Origin of the sequence: Mesorhizobium sp. M0815 (assembly GCF_040319995.1) — a bacterium.
Taxonomy (GTDB): domain Bacteria; phylum Pseudomonadota; class Alphaproteobacteria; order Rhizobiales; family Rhizobiaceae; genus Mesorhizobium.
This window is the reverse complement of the sequence record NZ_JAMYOU010000009.1, coordinates 138,520-153,065: the sequence shown is the minus strand read 5'-3', so window position 1 is coordinate 153,065 and position 14,546 is coordinate 138,520. Positions and strand designations below refer to the sequence as shown.

Annotated in this window: 14 protein-coding genes; 7 read left to right on the top strand and 7 right to left on the bottom strand. The window is 62.2% G+C overall.

Features of this window, described 5'->3' with window-relative positions; genetic code table 11:
* The first annotated feature begins 4 nt into the window (after positions 1–4).
* The gene (locus NKI01_RS13135) at positions 5–727 is read left to right on the top strand and encodes an HAD family hydrolase (protein ID WP_352963403.1); all 723 of its coding nucleotides are present in this window, start codon (positions 5–7) and stop codon (positions 725–727) included.
* Here the strand turns inward: NKI01_RS13135 and NKI01_RS13130 are convergent.
* Positions 711–1,445 carry a class I SAM-dependent methyltransferase gene (locus tag NKI01_RS13130; protein WP_352963401.1) on the bottom strand — a complete coding sequence of 245 codons (735 nt, stop codon included), beginning with the start codon at positions 1,443–1,445 and terminating at the stop codon, positions 711–713. The genes NKI01_RS13135 and NKI01_RS13130 overlap by 17 nt on opposite strands.
* 7 nt (positions 1,446–1,452) lie before the next feature.
* Positions 1,453–3,414, bottom strand: a complete 1,962-nt coding sequence (locus tag NKI01_RS13125) for a long-chain fatty acid--CoA ligase (protein WP_352963399.1) — start codon at positions 3,412–3,414, stop codon at positions 1,453–1,455.
* 479 nt (positions 3,415–3,893) lie between these two features.
* On the opposite strand from NKI01_RS13125, the gene NKI01_RS13120 reads away from it, so the two are divergent.
* Genes NKI01_RS13120 through NKI01_RS13100 form a run of 5 tightly spaced genes read left to right on the top strand, consistent with a single transcriptional unit; the run spans position 3,894 to position 9,178 of the window.
* Positions 3,894–5,486 carry an ABC transporter substrate-binding protein gene (locus NKI01_RS13120; RefSeq protein WP_352963397.1) on the top strand — a complete coding sequence of 531 codons (1,593 nt, stop codon included), beginning with the start codon at positions 3,894–3,896 and terminating at the stop codon, positions 5,484–5,486.
* Between the two features lie 58 nt (positions 5,487–5,544).
* Positions 5,545–6,552: an ABC transporter permease subunit gene (locus NKI01_RS13115; protein WP_023676822.1), complete on the top strand. Its 1,008-nt coding sequence runs from the start codon at positions 5,545–5,547 to the stop codon at positions 6,550–6,552.
* A 1-nt stretch (position 6,553) separates the two neighbouring features.
* Positions 6,554–7,471, top strand: a complete 918-nt coding sequence (locus NKI01_RS13110; RefSeq protein WP_023717881.1) for an ABC transporter permease subunit — start codon at positions 6,554–6,556, stop codon at positions 7,469–7,471.
* Positions 7,472–7,475: 4 nt separating this feature from the next.
* Positions 7,476–8,351, top strand: a complete 876-nt coding sequence (locus NKI01_RS13105; protein WP_352963394.1) for an ABC transporter ATP-binding protein — start codon at positions 7,476–7,478, stop codon at positions 8,349–8,351.
* Entirely contained in the window at positions 8,348–9,178 is an 831-nt protein-coding gene (locus NKI01_RS13100; RefSeq protein ID WP_352483289.1) for a dipeptide ABC transporter ATP-binding protein, read from the top strand. Before NKI01_RS13105 ends, NKI01_RS13100 begins: the two co-directional genes overlap by 4 nt.
* Before the next feature lie 22 nt (positions 9,179–9,200).
* Here NKI01_RS13100 and NKI01_RS13095 read toward each other — a convergent pair whose 3' ends face one another.
* The gene (locus NKI01_RS13095) at positions 9,201–10,121 is read right to left on the bottom strand and encodes a LysR family transcriptional regulator (RefSeq protein ID WP_023717878.1); all 921 of its coding nucleotides are present in this window, start codon (positions 10,119–10,121) and stop codon (positions 9,201–9,203) included.
* Between the two features lie 93 nt (positions 10,122–10,214).
* On the opposite strand from NKI01_RS13095, the gene NKI01_RS13090 reads away from it, so the two are divergent.
* The gene (locus NKI01_RS13090) at positions 10,215–11,087 is read left to right on the top strand and encodes an NAD(P)H-dependent oxidoreductase (protein ID WP_352483288.1); all 873 of its coding nucleotides are present in this window, start codon (positions 10,215–10,217) and stop codon (positions 11,085–11,087) included.
* On the opposite strand, the gene NKI01_RS13085 is transcribed toward NKI01_RS13090, so the two are convergent.
* The 4 genes from NKI01_RS13085 to NKI01_RS13070 form a co-directional block, all read right to left on the bottom strand.
* Positions 11,018–12,310 (bottom strand): cysteine desulfurase-like protein, encoded by a 1,293-nt coding sequence (locus NKI01_RS13085; protein WP_352548809.1) that lies wholly within the window; start codon positions 12,308–12,310, stop codon positions 11,018–11,020. The genes NKI01_RS13090 and NKI01_RS13085 overlap by 70 nt on opposite strands.
* Positions 12,311–12,340: 30 nt before the next feature.
* Positions 12,341–13,015, bottom strand: coding sequence for an amino acid ABC transporter permease (locus tag NKI01_RS13080; RefSeq protein WP_023717875.1), 675 nt, complete (start codon positions 13,013–13,015; stop codon positions 12,341–12,343).
* A 109-nt stretch (positions 13,016–13,124) separates the two neighbouring features.
* Entirely contained in the window at positions 13,125–13,916 is a 792-nt protein-coding gene (locus NKI01_RS13075) for an ABC transporter substrate-binding protein (protein ID WP_023717874.1), read from the bottom strand.
* Positions 13,917–14,093: 177 nt separating this feature from the next.
* A complete protein-coding gene (locus NKI01_RS13070) occupies positions 14,094–14,489 on the bottom strand; it encodes a RidA family protein (protein WP_352963392.1) in 396 nt (131 codons plus the stop codon).
* Positions 14,490–14,546 lie beyond the last annotated feature (57 nt).

The window sequence follows — 14,546 nt, the reverse complement described above, 5'->3', positions numbered from 1 at the left end:
AAGCTTGGCGGACATCAAGGGAATATTGTTCGACAAGGACGGCACGCTCGTAGATTTCAACGCGACATGGCTGGGCATTGCCGACTTCATGGCGATGGATGCGGCCGAAGGCGATCGCTGGAAGGCAGACAGGCTGCTTGCGGCGGCGGGCTTCGACTTCGCCACCAGGCGCTTCAAGCCGGATTCGATTTTTGCCTCCGGGACCAACATGGACGTCGTCGAGCTGTGGTTTCCGCGGCTATCCGACGAGGACCAGATGCTTGCCGTCGCCCGCTTCAATGCCATCACCTCGGCGCAAGGATCGGCGATGGCCGTGGCGCTGCCGGGTGTGGTCGAGACGCTTGAGCTGCTTCACAGAAAATCCTACCGGCTTGGCGTCGCCACCAACGACTCGACCAGCGGCGCGGAAAAGACCTTGGTCACGCTGGGCGTCGCGCAGCTTTTCGAAGCCGCCTATGGTTACGACGCGGTGGCCAATCCAAAACCGGCGCCGGATACGATCCTTGCCTTTTCGGATCTGACAGGGCTCAGGCCGGCGACGATCGCAATGGTCGGCGACAATCGTCACGATCTGGAGATGGCGCGCGCCGGCGGCTGCGGCCTGGCGATCGGCGTACTGTCCGGCACCGGCACACGTGAATCGCTGTCGCAGATCGCCGACGTCATCCTGGATTCGGTGGCCGATCTGCCCGATTTTCTTGCGGCCCGAGTCAGCGAGACGGTCTAGACTCGCAGCTAGCTGGTCCGAACGAGAACACGCCGCTCGGTTTCATCGCCGCATTCCTGCCCTCGCCGACATCCGGCACCTCGTATTCGGCCAGCAGGCGAAGCCGCGAGCGCGGCAGATAGGCGCGGCCCGGATCGCCGATCAGCACGGCGATGCCGGCAGCAAGGCAGCGGTCGAGGAAGGGAACGACCCGGCCGGCAAGATCGTGGGCGTAAAACAGGTCGCCGACCACCACGATGTCCACTGGTGGCGGCGGACCGCCGGTGATGTCGTTGCCAATGATCATGATAGCGACGCCATTCGCAGTCGCATTGAGGCTGAGCGCAGCCACACCATTACGATCCATCTCGGCCGCGACGACCGCGCTGGCTCCGGCTTTCGCCGCAGCGATGCCGACGAGGCCCGAGCCGGCGCCGAGGTCGAGCACGCGACGCCCGGCCACGGTCTCCGGCCGGTCGATTATGTAGCGGGCAAGCACCGCGCCGCCGGCCCAGACATAGGCCCAGTACGGTGGCTCCGGTTCAGGTCCGTCTTCTTCGGTCCCATGTTGGTTCCATTCGAGAAGCCGCCTGAGGCCGCTTCCCGGATGGGCGGTGTAAAGCCGGATTTCGGGAAGCGCGGGCACGGGGGCGATCCGCATGTGCGCCCGGATGAACTCTGCCGGGTCTGGCCGCGAACCTATATCCACGGCGTTGGTGCCGACGATGCAATCGCTCAAGCTGCGCCTAGCCCCGCAACGCTCGTCGCAGGATCTTGCCGACCGGTGTCTTCGGCAGTTCGGTGCGGAATTCGATATATCTGGGACGCTTGTAGCCGGTCAGGTTCTCGCGGCAATAAGCCGTCAGCATCTCGGCGGTCAGTGCCGGGTCCTTTTTGACGACGAACAGCTTTGGCACTTCACCCGAATGCTCGTCCGGCACGCCGATCGCCGCCACTTCGAGTACGCCCGGATGCTGCGCCACCACCTCCTCGAGTTCGTTCGGGTAGACGTTGAAGCCGGAAACCAGGATCATGTCCTTCTTGCGGTCGACGATCTTGGTGTAGCCGCGCTCGTCCATGAAGCCCATGTCGCCCGATTTGAAGAAGCCGTCCTTGGTCATCACCTTGGCGGTCTCGTCCGGCCGGTTCCAGTAGCCGGCCATCACCTGCGGTCCGCGGATGCAGATTTCGCCGACCTCGCCGAGCGGCAAATTGTTGCCGTCGTCGTCGCGGATGGCGATCTCGGTCGAGGGCAGCGGCAGCCCGATCGTGCCGGTGTAGACTCCGTCGCTGAATTTGTTGGCGGTCGCCCCCGGCGAGGTTTCGGAGAGTCCGTAGGCCTCGCTGATCGGGCAGCCGGTCAGCGCCTTCCAGCGCTCTGCGATGCCCTTCTGCACTGCCATGCCGCCACCCAGCGTCAGGATCAGCGGCTTGAAGTCGAGCCTGCGAAAATCCTCATTATTGAGCAGCGCATTGAACAGCGTGTTGAGGCCAGGAAAGATGTGGATCGGGTATTTCTGCAGCTCCTTGACGAAGCCGGGAATGTCGCGCGGATTGGGGATGAGCACGTTCTGCGCGCCCTGCTGCATTCCCATCATCGCGTTCACTGTGAGCGCAAAGATATGATAGAGGGGCAGCGCGCAGAGGAAGTTCATATGCGCCGGTTTCGGCTTGACCGTGTAGGCGTCTTCGACCCAGAGCGCGTTCTGCGCGACGTTCGCCAAGACATTGCTGTGCAAAAGCATCGCGCCCTTGGAGATGCCGGTCGTACCGCCCGTATATTGCAGGAAGGCGATGTCGCCGGCCACGACCTCGGCGGGTTTGAAGGTCACGCCGGCGCCGGCCTTCAATGCGGCGTTGAATTTGACATGGCCGGGCAGCGACCATGCCGGCACCATCTTCTTGACGCGGCGCACGACGAAGTTGACGATCGTTCCCTTGAGCCCGCCGAGCATGTCGCCCATCGTGGCGACCACGACATGCTTGACCGCGGTCCTGGCGATCACCGCCTGCAAGGTGCAGGCGAAATTTTCGAGGATGACAATGGCTTGAGCGCCGGAATCCTTGAGCTGGTGCTCAAGCTCGCGCGGCGTGTAGAGCGGATTGATGTTCACCACGACATAGCCGGCGCGAAGCACCGCCATCATCGCCACCGGATATTGCAGCACGTTCGGCATCATCAGCGCGACACGTGCGCCCTTCTGCAGCCCCTTTGATTGCAAATAGGCGCCGAAGGCAGCCGACTGTCGCTCAAGATCGGCATAGGTGATCGATTTGCCCATGCAGACGAAGGCCGGCCGGTTCGCAAACTGCTTGCAGGCGGCGACGAGAAAGTCACCGATCGAGCTGGAGGGCAGGGCGCCGATCTCGGCCGGCACGATCTTTGGGTAACTCTGGAGCCACGGTTTTTCAGGCAGGCCGGCGGCCAGCGAGGTGATCGCCTTCGGCAATCTTCTGGCTGAAGCTGCCGCCTGTTTGGGCGCTGTCGGCACTGCCTCCGCCGCCGGCTTGACGGTGGGGTACTTTGCGGCAGGCGCCGTCTTGCCGGCTGCCGGCTTGGCAGTCTTTCCAGCCGCGGTCTTCGCCGGCTTCGCACTTGCCTTCGCGGTAGTCTTCGGCTTGGCGGCGGCCGCTTTTGGCTTGACCGCTTTCGATGTTGCCTCGGCCTTTGCTTTCGCCGCGGTTGTTGTCTTTGCCGGTTTTGCCACCTGTCGCTCCCTCAATCGTTCTTATTGTTTCGGCACGCTTGAGCGCCACCGCCGCCCCTGACAAACAAAGGTATCCCACGCTTGCCGCAATGTCCGGAGCCTGGGGAATCCACCACGCTGTCCACCTATCTATGTATTGCCACTAGCAGCGGCCGTGCAAGCCTCGCCCACCTGGCAGTGCGGCAAGACTTGCCATCAAAGCTCTCGGCCGCGACCGGTTTTCGGACGCGCATCTCTTGAACCGAACGGCTCGATTCCCCGAATTGGCGGCATCGCCGATCAACAAAAAATTGAAGTCGCTAATAATGTCGTGATCTGCGGATTTGGCTCGTTTTTTCCACAATTCGCCGCATGCCGGAATTTTTTTCTGCTTCCCGTGGGTTAGGCAAACAAGCAGTTCCAAAGCCAGAAAAACGGTGCTTATATGCGGCCTTCGCGAGCCTGATAGAGGGGCTTGGAAGAACATCAGGGAGTGCTCAATGAAAAAGAAACTGACTTTTGCAGCCGCGTTGCTGGCTGCAAGCGTCCTCGGCGGCATGGCCAATGCAAAACAACTGGTCTATTGCTCGGAGGCATCGCCGGCCGGCTTCGACCCGTCGCCATGGAGCGGCGGCAACGACTTCGACGCTTCGTCGCGCACCATCTATTCGCGCCTGGTCGAGTTCGAGCATGGCAAGACCACCATCTCGCCCGGCCTGGCGGAGAGCTGGACGGTTTCCGACGACGGTCTCGAATACACCTTCAAGCTTCGCCCGGGTGTGAAATTCCAGACGACGGATTATTTCACGCCCACGCGCGACCTCAACGCCGACGACGTGATCTTTTCCTTCGAACGCCAGTGGAAGAAAGAAAGCCCCTGGTACAGCTACCTGGAAGGCACCGGCTGGGAGTATTTCACCGGCATGGGCTTCCCCGATCTCCTGAAGGAAATCGTCAAGGTCGACGATCTGACGGTGAAGTTCGTGCTGAACAAGCCTGAAGTCGCCTTCCTGCCGGACCTCGGCATGGATTTCGCTTCGATCGTTTCCAAGGAATATGCCGACCAGCTCGACAAGGCCGGCACCAGGCAGCAGTTCACCCAGAAGCCGGTCGGCACTGGTCCGTTCCAATTTGTCGACTATCAGGTCGATGCGGTCGTACGCTATGCGGCATGGGACGGCTACTTTGGCGGCCGCCAGAAGATCGACGATCTGATCTTCGCCATCACGCCCGATCCGGCCGTGCGCGCGCAGAAGCTGAAGGCAGGCGAGTGCGATATCATGTCATACCCGGCGCCGGCCGACATTGCCGGGCTGCAGGGTGACGCGAACCTGAAAGTCGACGAGCAGGAAGGCCTGAACATCGGCTATCTCGCCTACAACACGACGCTGCCGCCCTTCGACAAAGTCGAGGTCCGCAAGGCCCTCAACATAGCGGTAAACAAGAAGGCGATCATCGACGCGGTCTATCAGGGCGCCGGCGCGCCGGCCATCAACCCGATCCCGCCGACCATGTGGTCCTATAACAAGGACATCAAGGACGATCCCTACGATCCGGAGGCGGCCAAGAAGATGCTGGCCGATGCAGGCGTCAAGGATCTGTCGATGAAGATCTGGGCTATGCCGGTCAGCCGCCCCTACAACCCGAACGCCCAGCGCGTCGCCGAGTTGATCCAGGCCGACTATGCCGCCGTCGGCGTCAAGGCGGAGATCGTCAGCTACGAATGGACGGAGTATCGCCAGCGCGGCAAAGCTAAGGATCGCGACGGCGCCTTCCAACTGGGCTGGACCGGGGACAATGGCGATCCGGACAACTTCTTTTTCCTGCTCGGTTGCGATGCCATCGGCCAGTCCAATTATGCGATCTGGTGCAACCAGGAATTCGAAGCCCTGCTGAAAAAAGGCAAGGCGACGACGGACGTCGCCGAGCGCACCAAGATCTACGAGGAAGCTCAGGTGGTGTTCAAGCGTGAGGCTCCGTGGCTGACCATCGCCCACTCCAAGGTCTTCATGCCGATGAACAAGAAGGTGTCGGGCTTCGTTATGGACCCGCTCGGCATTCATCGGTTTGACGGCGTCGACGTCACCGAATAAGTCCTGAGAAATTGAACGGCGGCGCTGGACTTCCTGCGCCGCCGTTCTATGAAGCAAGATGCTCCGTTATCTCCTCCACAAGCTCGCTTTGATCATCCCGACCGTGTTCGGCATATCGCTGGCGGCGTTCGCTTTCGTCCGGCTTCTGCCCGGCGATCCCATTCTGGCCCTGGCCGGCGAGCGCGGCGTCAGCCCCGAACGCTACGCCCAACTCATCGAGCAGTTTGGCTACAATCGGCCTTATGTCATCCAGTACCTGGAATATATCGGCAGGGTCCTGACCGGCGATTTCGGCATATCGATTGCCACCAAGCGGCCAGTGCTCGGCGAATTCCAGGCGCTGTTTCCAGCCACGCTGGAACTGGCGACGGTGGCGTTGATCATCGCCGTCCTGCTCGGCATTCCTGCCGGTATCTTCGCGGCGGTCAAGCGCGGCTCGTGGTTCGACCAGGCGACGATGGGTGTCGCGCTGACCGGCTATTCGATGCCGATCTTCTGGTGGGGGTTGCTGCTCATCATCTTCTTCTCCGGTTATCTCGGCTGGACGCCGGTTTCCGGCCGCATCGGCCTGCAGTATTTCTTCAGGCCGACGACCGGGTTCATGCTCATCGACAGCCTGATCTCCGGCAGGAGCGGCGCTTTCAAATCCGCCGTCAGCCATTTGATCCTGCCGTCCATCGTGCTGGCGACGATCCCGCTTGCCGTCATAGCGCGCCAGACTCGCTCGGCGATGCTCGAGGTGCTGGGCGAGGACTATGTCCGCACCGCGCGCGCCAAGGGCCTGGCGCCGCGCCGTGTCATCGGGCTGCACGCTTTTCGCAACGCGCTGATTCCGGTGGTCACCACCATCGGACTGCAGGTCGGCACGTTGATGGCGGGCGCCATTCTTACCGAAACCATTTTTTCCTGGCCCGGCATCGGCAAATGGATGATCGACGCCATCGGCAAGCGCGACTATGTCGTCGTTCAGAGCGGATTGCTGATCATCGCGCTGATCGTCATGGCGGTGAACCTGATCGTCGACGTGCTCTACGCCGTCATCAATCCGCGCATCCGGGTGCAGTGAGATGACCGACGAATCCGCCGCCGAAGCCACCGCTGCCTCCATCCCGACAGGCGGCAGGCAACGCGCCTTCGCCGAGTTCTGGCACTACTTCTCGATGAACACCGGCGCGGTCATCGGCCTTGTCGTGTTTTCGGCGTTGGTGCTGGTGGCGGTCTTTGCGCCGTTCGTCGCGCCGCATTCGCCCGACGAGCAGTTTCGCGATGCGCTGCTGGCGCCCCCTGCCTGGCAGCAAGGCGGCAAATCGATGTTCCTGCTCGGCACCGATGCGGTCGGCCGCGACATGCTTTCGCGGTTGATTTTCGGGGCGCGTTTCTCGCTGTTCATCGGCCTGGTGGTGGTCGTCTTCTCGCTCACCAGCGGCATCGTGCTTGGCGTGCTCGCCGGCTATTTCCGCGGCTGGGTCGACACGCTGATCATGCGCATCATGGATATTATCCTGGCCTTCCCGTCGCTGCTTCTGGCGCTGGTGCTGGTGGCGATCCTCGGCCCCGGGCTGTTCAACGCCATGCTGGCGATCGCGCTGGTGCTGCAGCCGCATTTTGCGCGTCTCACCCGCGCCGCCGTGATGGCCGAAAAGAACCGCGAATATGTCATCTCCGCCAAGGTGGCTGGTGCCGGTCATCTTCGCTTGATGGTGAGGACGATCTTGCCGAACTGCCTGGCACCGCTGATCGTGCAGGCCACCCTGTCCTTCTCCAACGCCATTCTCGAGGCTGCGGCGCTCGGCTTCCTCGGTGTCGGTGCGCAGCCGCCGACGCCGGAATGGGGCACGATGCTCGCCTCGGCGCGCGAGTTCATCCTGCGCGCGCCTTGGGTAGTGACCTTCCCCGGCCTTGCCATTCTGATCACTGTGCTTGCCATCAATCTGATCGGCGACGGCCTGCGCGATGCCTTCGATCCCAAGCTGAAGAGGTCATAATCCAATGCCTCTTCTCGAGATGAAGAACCTGACCGTTTCCTTCGACACCGCCGCTGGACCATTCATGGCGGTACAAGGCATCGACCTGTCGGTCGAACCGCGCGAGGTGTTGGCGATCGTCGGCGAATCCGGTTCCGGAAAATCAGTGGCAATGCTGGCGGTGATGGGGCTTTTGCCCAACACGGCGACGGTGAGGGCGGACCGCATGGCCTTCGACGGCATCGACCTGCTTAAGCTCGGCCCGTCCGAGCGGCGCAAGATTGTCGGCAAGGACATCTCGATGATCTTCCAGGAGCCGGTCGCCAGCCTCAACCCGTGCTTTACCGTCGGCTTCCAGATTGAGGAGGTGCTGCGCTTTCACATGGGCATGGACCGCGCCCAGCGCCGGGCACGCGCCATCGAACTGATGAAGTTGGTCGGCATCGCCGACCCTGAGGAACGGCTGGGCTCCTTCCCGCACCAGATGTCGGGCGGCCAGTGCCAGCGCGTCATGATCGCCATCGCCATCGCCTGCAATCCCAAGCTTTTGATCGCCGACGAGCCAACCACGGCCCTCGACGTCACCATCCAGAAGCAGATCCTCGATCTGCTGGTCGGCCTGCAGGCCAAATACGGCATGGGCCTGATCATGATCACCCACAATATGGGGGTGGTTGCCGAGACCGCCGACCGTGTCATCGTCCAATACAAGGGCCGCAAGATGGAAGAGGCCGACGTGCTGTCGCTGTTCGAATCCCCCAAGAGCAATTACACGAGCGCGCTTCTGTCGGCGCTGCCGGAAAACGCCGTCGGCGACCGGTTGCCTACTGTTTCCGACATGCTGTTCGAGCCGGCCCCATCTGTAGTCGCAGCCCGATCCGCGGGAGGAACCGCCACATGAGCGTGACGGTAGTCGAAGGCAAGAACATCGTGCGCGACTATCATGTCGGCGGCGGGCTTTTCCGCCCCTCCCGTACGGTTCACGCGGTCAAGGGTGTTTCGTTCAGCGTCGACAAGGGCAAGACGCTGGCCATCGTCGGCGAGAGCGGCTGCGGCAAGTCAACGCTCGCCCGCATCATCACTCTGATCGACCCGGCGACCTCCGGCGAGCTTTTCATCGACGGCAAGAAGGTAGACATCGCGAGGGACGGCCTGTCGAAGGAAATGCGCCGCAAGGTGCAGATTGTCTTCCAGAACCCCTATGGTTCGCTCAATCCACGCCAGAAGATCGGCGACGTGCTTGGCGAACCGCTGCTCATCAACACCGACAGCACGGCCGGCGAGCGGCGCGATCTCGCCATGAAGATGCTGAAAAAGGTCGGTCTCGGCCCCGAGCACTACAATCGCTACCCGCATATGTTTTCGGGCGGCCAGCGCCAGCGCATCGCCATTGCCCGCGCGCTGATGCTCAACCCCAGCCTCCTGGTGCTGGACGAGCCGGTCTCGGCACTTGATCTTTCGGTGCAGGCGCAGGTTCTGAATCTGCTCGCCGACCTGCAGGATGAGTTTCAACTGACCTATGTTTTCATCAGCCACGACCTGTCGGTGGTGCGCTATATCGCCGACGATGTGATGGTGATGTATTTCGGCGAAGCGGTCGAATACGGCTCGCGCGACGAGGTCTTCGCCGACCCCAAGCACAGCTATACCAGGACGCTGTTCGCGGCGACGCCGCGTGCCGACGTCGCCAGCATCAAGGCAAGATTGGCGAAAAAGAAGGCCGCCTGATCCGGCGAGGTTTGCCGGCCGGCTACCGCTTCTCGATCCCCGGAATGCCGGAGATCTGCTCGGCGAGAAAGTCGACCAGCAGCCGCACCCGGGCAATGCCCGCACGCTCCGGAACGATCAGCATGCTCAGCGGGACGGGAGGCGGAAAATAGCCCGGCAGGATAATTTCCAGCCGGCCGGCCGCCAGAAGATCGTCGACAAGCCAGTGGTGGGCGGGTGCGATACCGCGTCCGGCGACAAGGGCTTTGCGCGCAGCAAGCCCATGGTCGACCCGAAATCGGCCGCCAAAGGGCACCGCAAAGCGCTCGCCGCCCGGCCCCTGCAGGGCGAGCGTGTCGCTTCCCGCGATGTTCGACATCCGAATGCCTTCATGGCCAGGCAGATCCTGCGGGACAGCCGGTCTGCCCCGGGCCGCCAGATAGGCCGGCGCCGCCACCAGCAGACGCCGGGACTGACCGAGCGCCCGCAGCTTCATCGAGCTGTCGGTGAGCGGACCGAGGCGAAGCGCGATGTCGACGCCCTCCCGCACAAGGTCGATGCGCTCGTCGGTTAGGCTGAGATCGATGCCGATGTCGGGATAACGGTCCTGAAAGGCGAAGATCAGCCGGCTGACGTGCAAGACGCCGAGCGCCGCCGTGCAGGATATCCGGATCGTGCCAGCCGATGCGCCGCGCGTGCCTCGCGCCTCATCGCCGGCCTGCTCAACGAGGCGCAGGATCTGGACGCTGTCGGCATAGTAACGGCTGCCTTCATCGGTCATCGTGACACGCCGGGTGGTCCTGCTGAGCAAGGGCACGCCGACGGCCTCCTCGAGCTCCCGCAGATGCCGCGTGACCGTCGACTGACCAACTCCGAGCTCGCGCGCCACCGCCGAGAGGCTGCCGCGCTCGGCGACGCGAACGAAGGTGCGCATGCGCTCGAGGGTGACGTCCGATTTATCCATTATTCGGCATTATCTTATACATTTCCTACATATAGTGGATTAGCCGACGGCTGGCTACCTTTGGTGTCTATCGTCCTTCTTCGGAGTAGACCCATGAAAGTCCTGCTTGTTTTTGCTCATCCTGAACCGAATTCGCTCAACGGCGCACTGCGTGACGTCGCCATCAGGGAGCTCGAGACCCAAGGCCACGAGGTGCGGGTGTCTGACCTCTATGCCGATGGCTGGAAATCCGAGGTGGACCGTGCCGACTTTCCGTCGTGGCCGCCCGAAGCACGCTTCCTGCCGGCCGGCGCCTCCAAAAAAGCTTTTGCGAGCGGCACTCTGACCGATGACGTCAAAGCGGAGATCGACAAGCTGCTATGGGCCGACACCCTGATCCTCCAGTTTCCCCTGTGGTGGTACGCCATGCCGGCGATCCTCAAGGGCTGGGTCGATCGGGTGTATGCCTACGGCTTCGCCTATGGCGTCGGCGAGCACAGCGATAAGAGGTGGGGTGACCGCTTTGGCGAGGGAACGCTCGCCGGCAAGCGCGCGATGCTAATCGTTACCACCGGCGGCTGGGAGGAGCATTATTCCGCCCGCGGCGTCAACGGCCCGATCGACGACCTGCTGTTCCCGATCAACCACGGGATTCTATACTATCCGGGCTACGACGTGCTTCCGCCGTTCGTGGTCTACAGGGTGGACCGTTTCGGGGAGGCCGATTTCGAGCCTGTCGCGGAGCGACTGCGCGAAAGGATGCGGACGCTCGAGACAATCCAGCCCATTCCTTATCGGCAGCAGAATGGCGGCGATTACCTGATCCCAAGCATGCAGTTGCGCCTCGGCTTGGAGAACCCGGGTGCGACCGCCTTCGCCCTTCACGAGGATCGCGCCGGCGCCGCCGGCCAGCCCGATCAGGACAGCCGGGCAATGATGGTGCGAAGCGCCTCGCCGAAGCGCCGGACTTCCTCGATCGTATTGTAATGCACCAGCGAGGCGCGGACGGCGCCGCTGTCCATGCTGAGGTTGAGCCGCTTCATCAGGCGCGGCGCATACATGTGGCCGTCGCGAATGCCGATCTGCATCTCGGCCATCTCCTCGACGATCCTCTGCGGCGACAGCGTGCCGATGTTGAAGCAGAAGGTCGGCACGCGCTCGCGGAGGCGTGCCTCTTCGGCCACGCCGTAGATCATCGCGCCGCAATCTTTGAGCACCGCCAGCATTTCGCGCGCCAGCACCTGCTCGTAATCGCGAATGGCATTCATACCGGCGACGATGTTGTCGCGGCGCGATCGGTTATTGGCTGGAGCGAAATTGCGGCCGATCGATTCGAGATAGCGCACCGCGGCATCCATGCCGGAGACGTTCTCGTAGATGAAGGTGCCGGCCTCGATCTTATAGGGCGGCTCGTCGGGAATGAAGTCCTCGCGGAAGGTCGGCAGACGCTTCAGCGTTTCGAAGCGGCCCCACAGGAAGCCCATATGCGGCGAGAAATTCTTGTAGCCGGAGCAGACCAGATAGTCGCAGTCCCATGCCTGCACATCGATCAGCCCGTGCGGGCCGTAATGCACGCAGTCGAGGAACACTTCGGCGCCTGCCGCATGCGCGATCCCAGCCACTGAAGCAACGTCGACGATCGAGCCGATCGAATGCGCCGTCACCGTGCAGGCCACGAGGCGGGTGCGCTCGGAGACCAGCGGGCGCAAATCGTCGACATGCAGATTGCCGTCCTCGCGCATCCGCCACCATTTGAACTTGGCGCCGGCGGGTGCCAGCGCCAGCCACGTCGCGATATTGGCATCGTGATCCATGTCGGTGATGACGATCTCGTCACGCTCCCCGTTTGGTCGCTCAGAAAGCATCTGGCCGATGCCGAGGCTGACCAGGCGGATGAACGAAGTGGCGTTCATGCCGAAACAGATCTCCGCCGGGTTGGTGGCGTTGATCAGCAAGGCCACGCTTTCGCGCGCGCCGGCGACGGCTTGATCGACGGTGACGCTGCGGCCGTAGCGGCCGCCGCGCTGCACATTATGCGCGACCAAATGGTTGGTGACCGCGTCGAGCACACTTTGCGGGATCTGCGCGCCGGCGGCATTGTCCATGAAGATGAAGTCGCCGGCCTGCTGCAAGGCGGGAAACATGGCGCGGATCGTCTCGACCGGGAAAGCTGCGGCATCGCCCGTTTTCGAAATCTGATGCTGGTTCAAGGTCGTCTCCTGCGAAGTGCGCTGACAGATTCAGCGGGTCTTTTCGGTTTGAAATCGGCGTTCAAGGAGGCTGACGAGACGGACCATCGGCCAGAGAAAGATGAGATAGACCAGCGCGGCGCCAATCAGCGGTGAGGGGTTGGCATAGAGCGATTGCGCGTTGGTCGCTTCCTTCAGCAGTTCGGGCAGCGCCACGGTGGAGGCGAGCGAGGTGTCCTTGAACATCGAAACGCAGTTGCTGGTCATCGGTGGAATGACGACGCGGATCGCCTGCGGCAGCACTACCTTGCGCAAGGTCAGCAAGAACGGCAGGCCGAGCGCCTGCGCCGCCTCGAACTGGCCGCGCGGAATGCTTTCTATGCCGGAGCGGAACACCTCGGCCGAATAGGCCGCCATGATGATGGCGAACGCCATCACCGCGGAAGTCCAAGACGACAGGCGTATGCCGAGAAACGGCAGCGCATAGTAGATCAGGATCAGCACGACCAGCACCGGCATCGCCCGGAAAATGTCGATGTAGCCGACAGCCAGCAGCCGAAGCGGCTTTGGCGCATAGAGCCGCACCAGGCTGATCGCGAGGCCGACGGGAATACCGATGCCGATGCTCATGATTCCGAGCAGCAGCGTGTTCAGGAAGCCGCGCAGCAGTGCCGGCAGGCTGGAGATCATGACGTCGGCGTTGAAGAAGGTGTCCAGCAGCGACATCGCAGCATTCCCGAAACGTTTGGCGTCCCGCGACGCTCGAGCCCGAGCCCGAAATCCGAAATCGTGACGGCATCGAAAGCCGGCACGACATTTAAGCGCGAACTGCCGCTCAGGCCTTCGGCATAGGCATTTCCTTGACGGTCGAGGAATCGGCCGGTGCGTCGCTGCCGAACCACTTCTTGTGGATCGCGGCCAGCGTGCCATCCGTCTTCATCGCGGTCAGCGCGTCGTTCAGCTTGCCGAGCAACGGGTGGTCCTTGGTCATCATCAGGCCGTACTGCTCGCCGGTCTTGATGCGCTCTTTTACGGCGAGATCCTTCATCCTGGTGAAAGAATATTCCAGGCCCGGAATATCGCTGACCGCCGCATCGACGCGGCCGGAGCTGAGATCGAGCAGCAAATTCTGCTGCGTGTCGTAGCCCTTGACGTCACTGAACCCGTCCGCTTCCTGGTGCGCCTTGACCCAGGTTTCGCCGGTCGAGCCGGACAGCACGCCGACGATCTTGCCCTTGAGGTCGGCCTCGGCCTTGATTGGGCTGTCGGCCTTCGCGGCGATGCCCATGTCGGAATCATAGTAGGGTTGCGTGAACGACTGCGACTTCAGCCGCTCCGGCGTGATGGTGATCGACGAAATGGCGACGTCGATGCGCTTAGAGGTGGTGGCGGCGAACAGCGCCTGGAAACCGAGGTCGGCGATGTCAGTGGTCATGCCGATACGCTTTGCCGCTTCGTTGATGATGTCGACTTCGAAACCCTCGAATGTACCGCTCTCGTTCTTGTATTCAAAAGGCGGATTGGTCGGATAGGCGCCGACATTCAGCGTGCCTTCGGCATAGGCCGGGCCGCCGGCGATGCCGATGGCGGCAGCAACAAGAAGCAGGTTGCGACGGGTGAAGTTCATTTTCGTTCCCTCTGGTTGTGATCGGACGGGTTGGCCCCGCACGGTTTTGATACGCCAAGTAACCGGACTGCCGGAAAGCCCTCCCGGCACGGCAGTCGTAAGACATCGGATGCTATCCAAAGTACCGCGCTTTTCAAGGCGAAAGTTTTAAGCTTAAAAAATTGCCGCGTGTTGCCATCAGTCCGGAATAACCGCCGTGGCCTGGATCTCAACCTTGGCGCGATCCTCGACCAACGCCATCACCTGCATGGCGGCCATCGCCGGAAAATGCCGGCCGATCACCTCGCGATAGACCTCGCCGATCCCCTTGAGATTGGCCAAATATTCCGCCTTGTCGGTAAAGTACCAGGTCATCGAGGTGATATGCTGCGGCTTGGCGCCGGCCTCGGCGAGCACGGCGACAATATTGGCCAGCGTCTGCTTCACCTGGCCGACAAGATCGTCGGTCTCGAAGCGGCCCTGCCCGTTCCAGCCGACCTGCCCGCCGACGAAGACAAGCTGCCCACGCGCGGCGATGCCATTGGCGTAGCCGACGGGTTTCGCCCAGCCTTCCGGCTGCAGGATGGTGTGCATATCAAAGCCTCCCAATGCTCAAATCCGGTCGCTCAAAACTCAAAGACAATCAATTCT

Bases quoted from the DNA above. Each gene is read 5' to 3' on its own strand.
- NKI01_RS13120 (WP_352963397.1), top strand. From the start codon at position 3,894: ATGAAAAAGAAACTGACTTTTGCAGCCGCGTTGCTGGCTGCAAGCGTC.
- NKI01_RS13115 (WP_023676822.1), top strand. From the start codon at position 5,545: ATGCTCCGTTATCTCCTCCACAAGCTCGCTTTGATCATCCCGACCGTG.
- NKI01_RS13110 (WP_023717881.1), top strand. From the start codon at position 6,554: ATGACCGACGAATCCGCCGCCGAAGCCACCGCTGCCTCCATCCCGACA.
- NKI01_RS13105 (WP_352963394.1), top strand. From the start codon at position 7,476: ATGCCTCTTCTCGAGATGAAGAACCTGACCGTTTCCTTCGACACCGCC.
- NKI01_RS13100 (WP_352483289.1), top strand. From the start codon at position 8,348: ATGAGCGTGACGGTAGTCGAAGGCAAGAACATCGTGCGCGACTATCAT.
- NKI01_RS13095 (WP_023717878.1), bottom strand. From the start codon at position 10,121: ATGGATAAATCGGACGTCACCCTCGAGCGCATGCGCACCTTCGTTCGC.
- NKI01_RS13090 (WP_352483288.1), top strand. From the start codon at position 10,215: ATGAAAGTCCTGCTTGTTTTTGCTCATCCTGAACCGAATTCGCTCAAC.
- NKI01_RS13080 (WP_023717875.1), bottom strand. From the start codon at position 13,015: ATGTCGCTGCTGGACACCTTCTTCAACGCCGACGTCATGATCTCCAGC.
- NKI01_RS13075 (WP_023717874.1), bottom strand. From the start codon at position 13,916: ATGAACTTCACCCGTCGCAACCTGCTTCTTGTTGCTGCCGCCATCGGC.
- NKI01_RS13070 (WP_352963392.1), bottom strand. From the start codon at position 14,489: ATGCACACCATCCTGCAGCCGGAAGGCTGGGCGAAACCCGTCGGCTAC.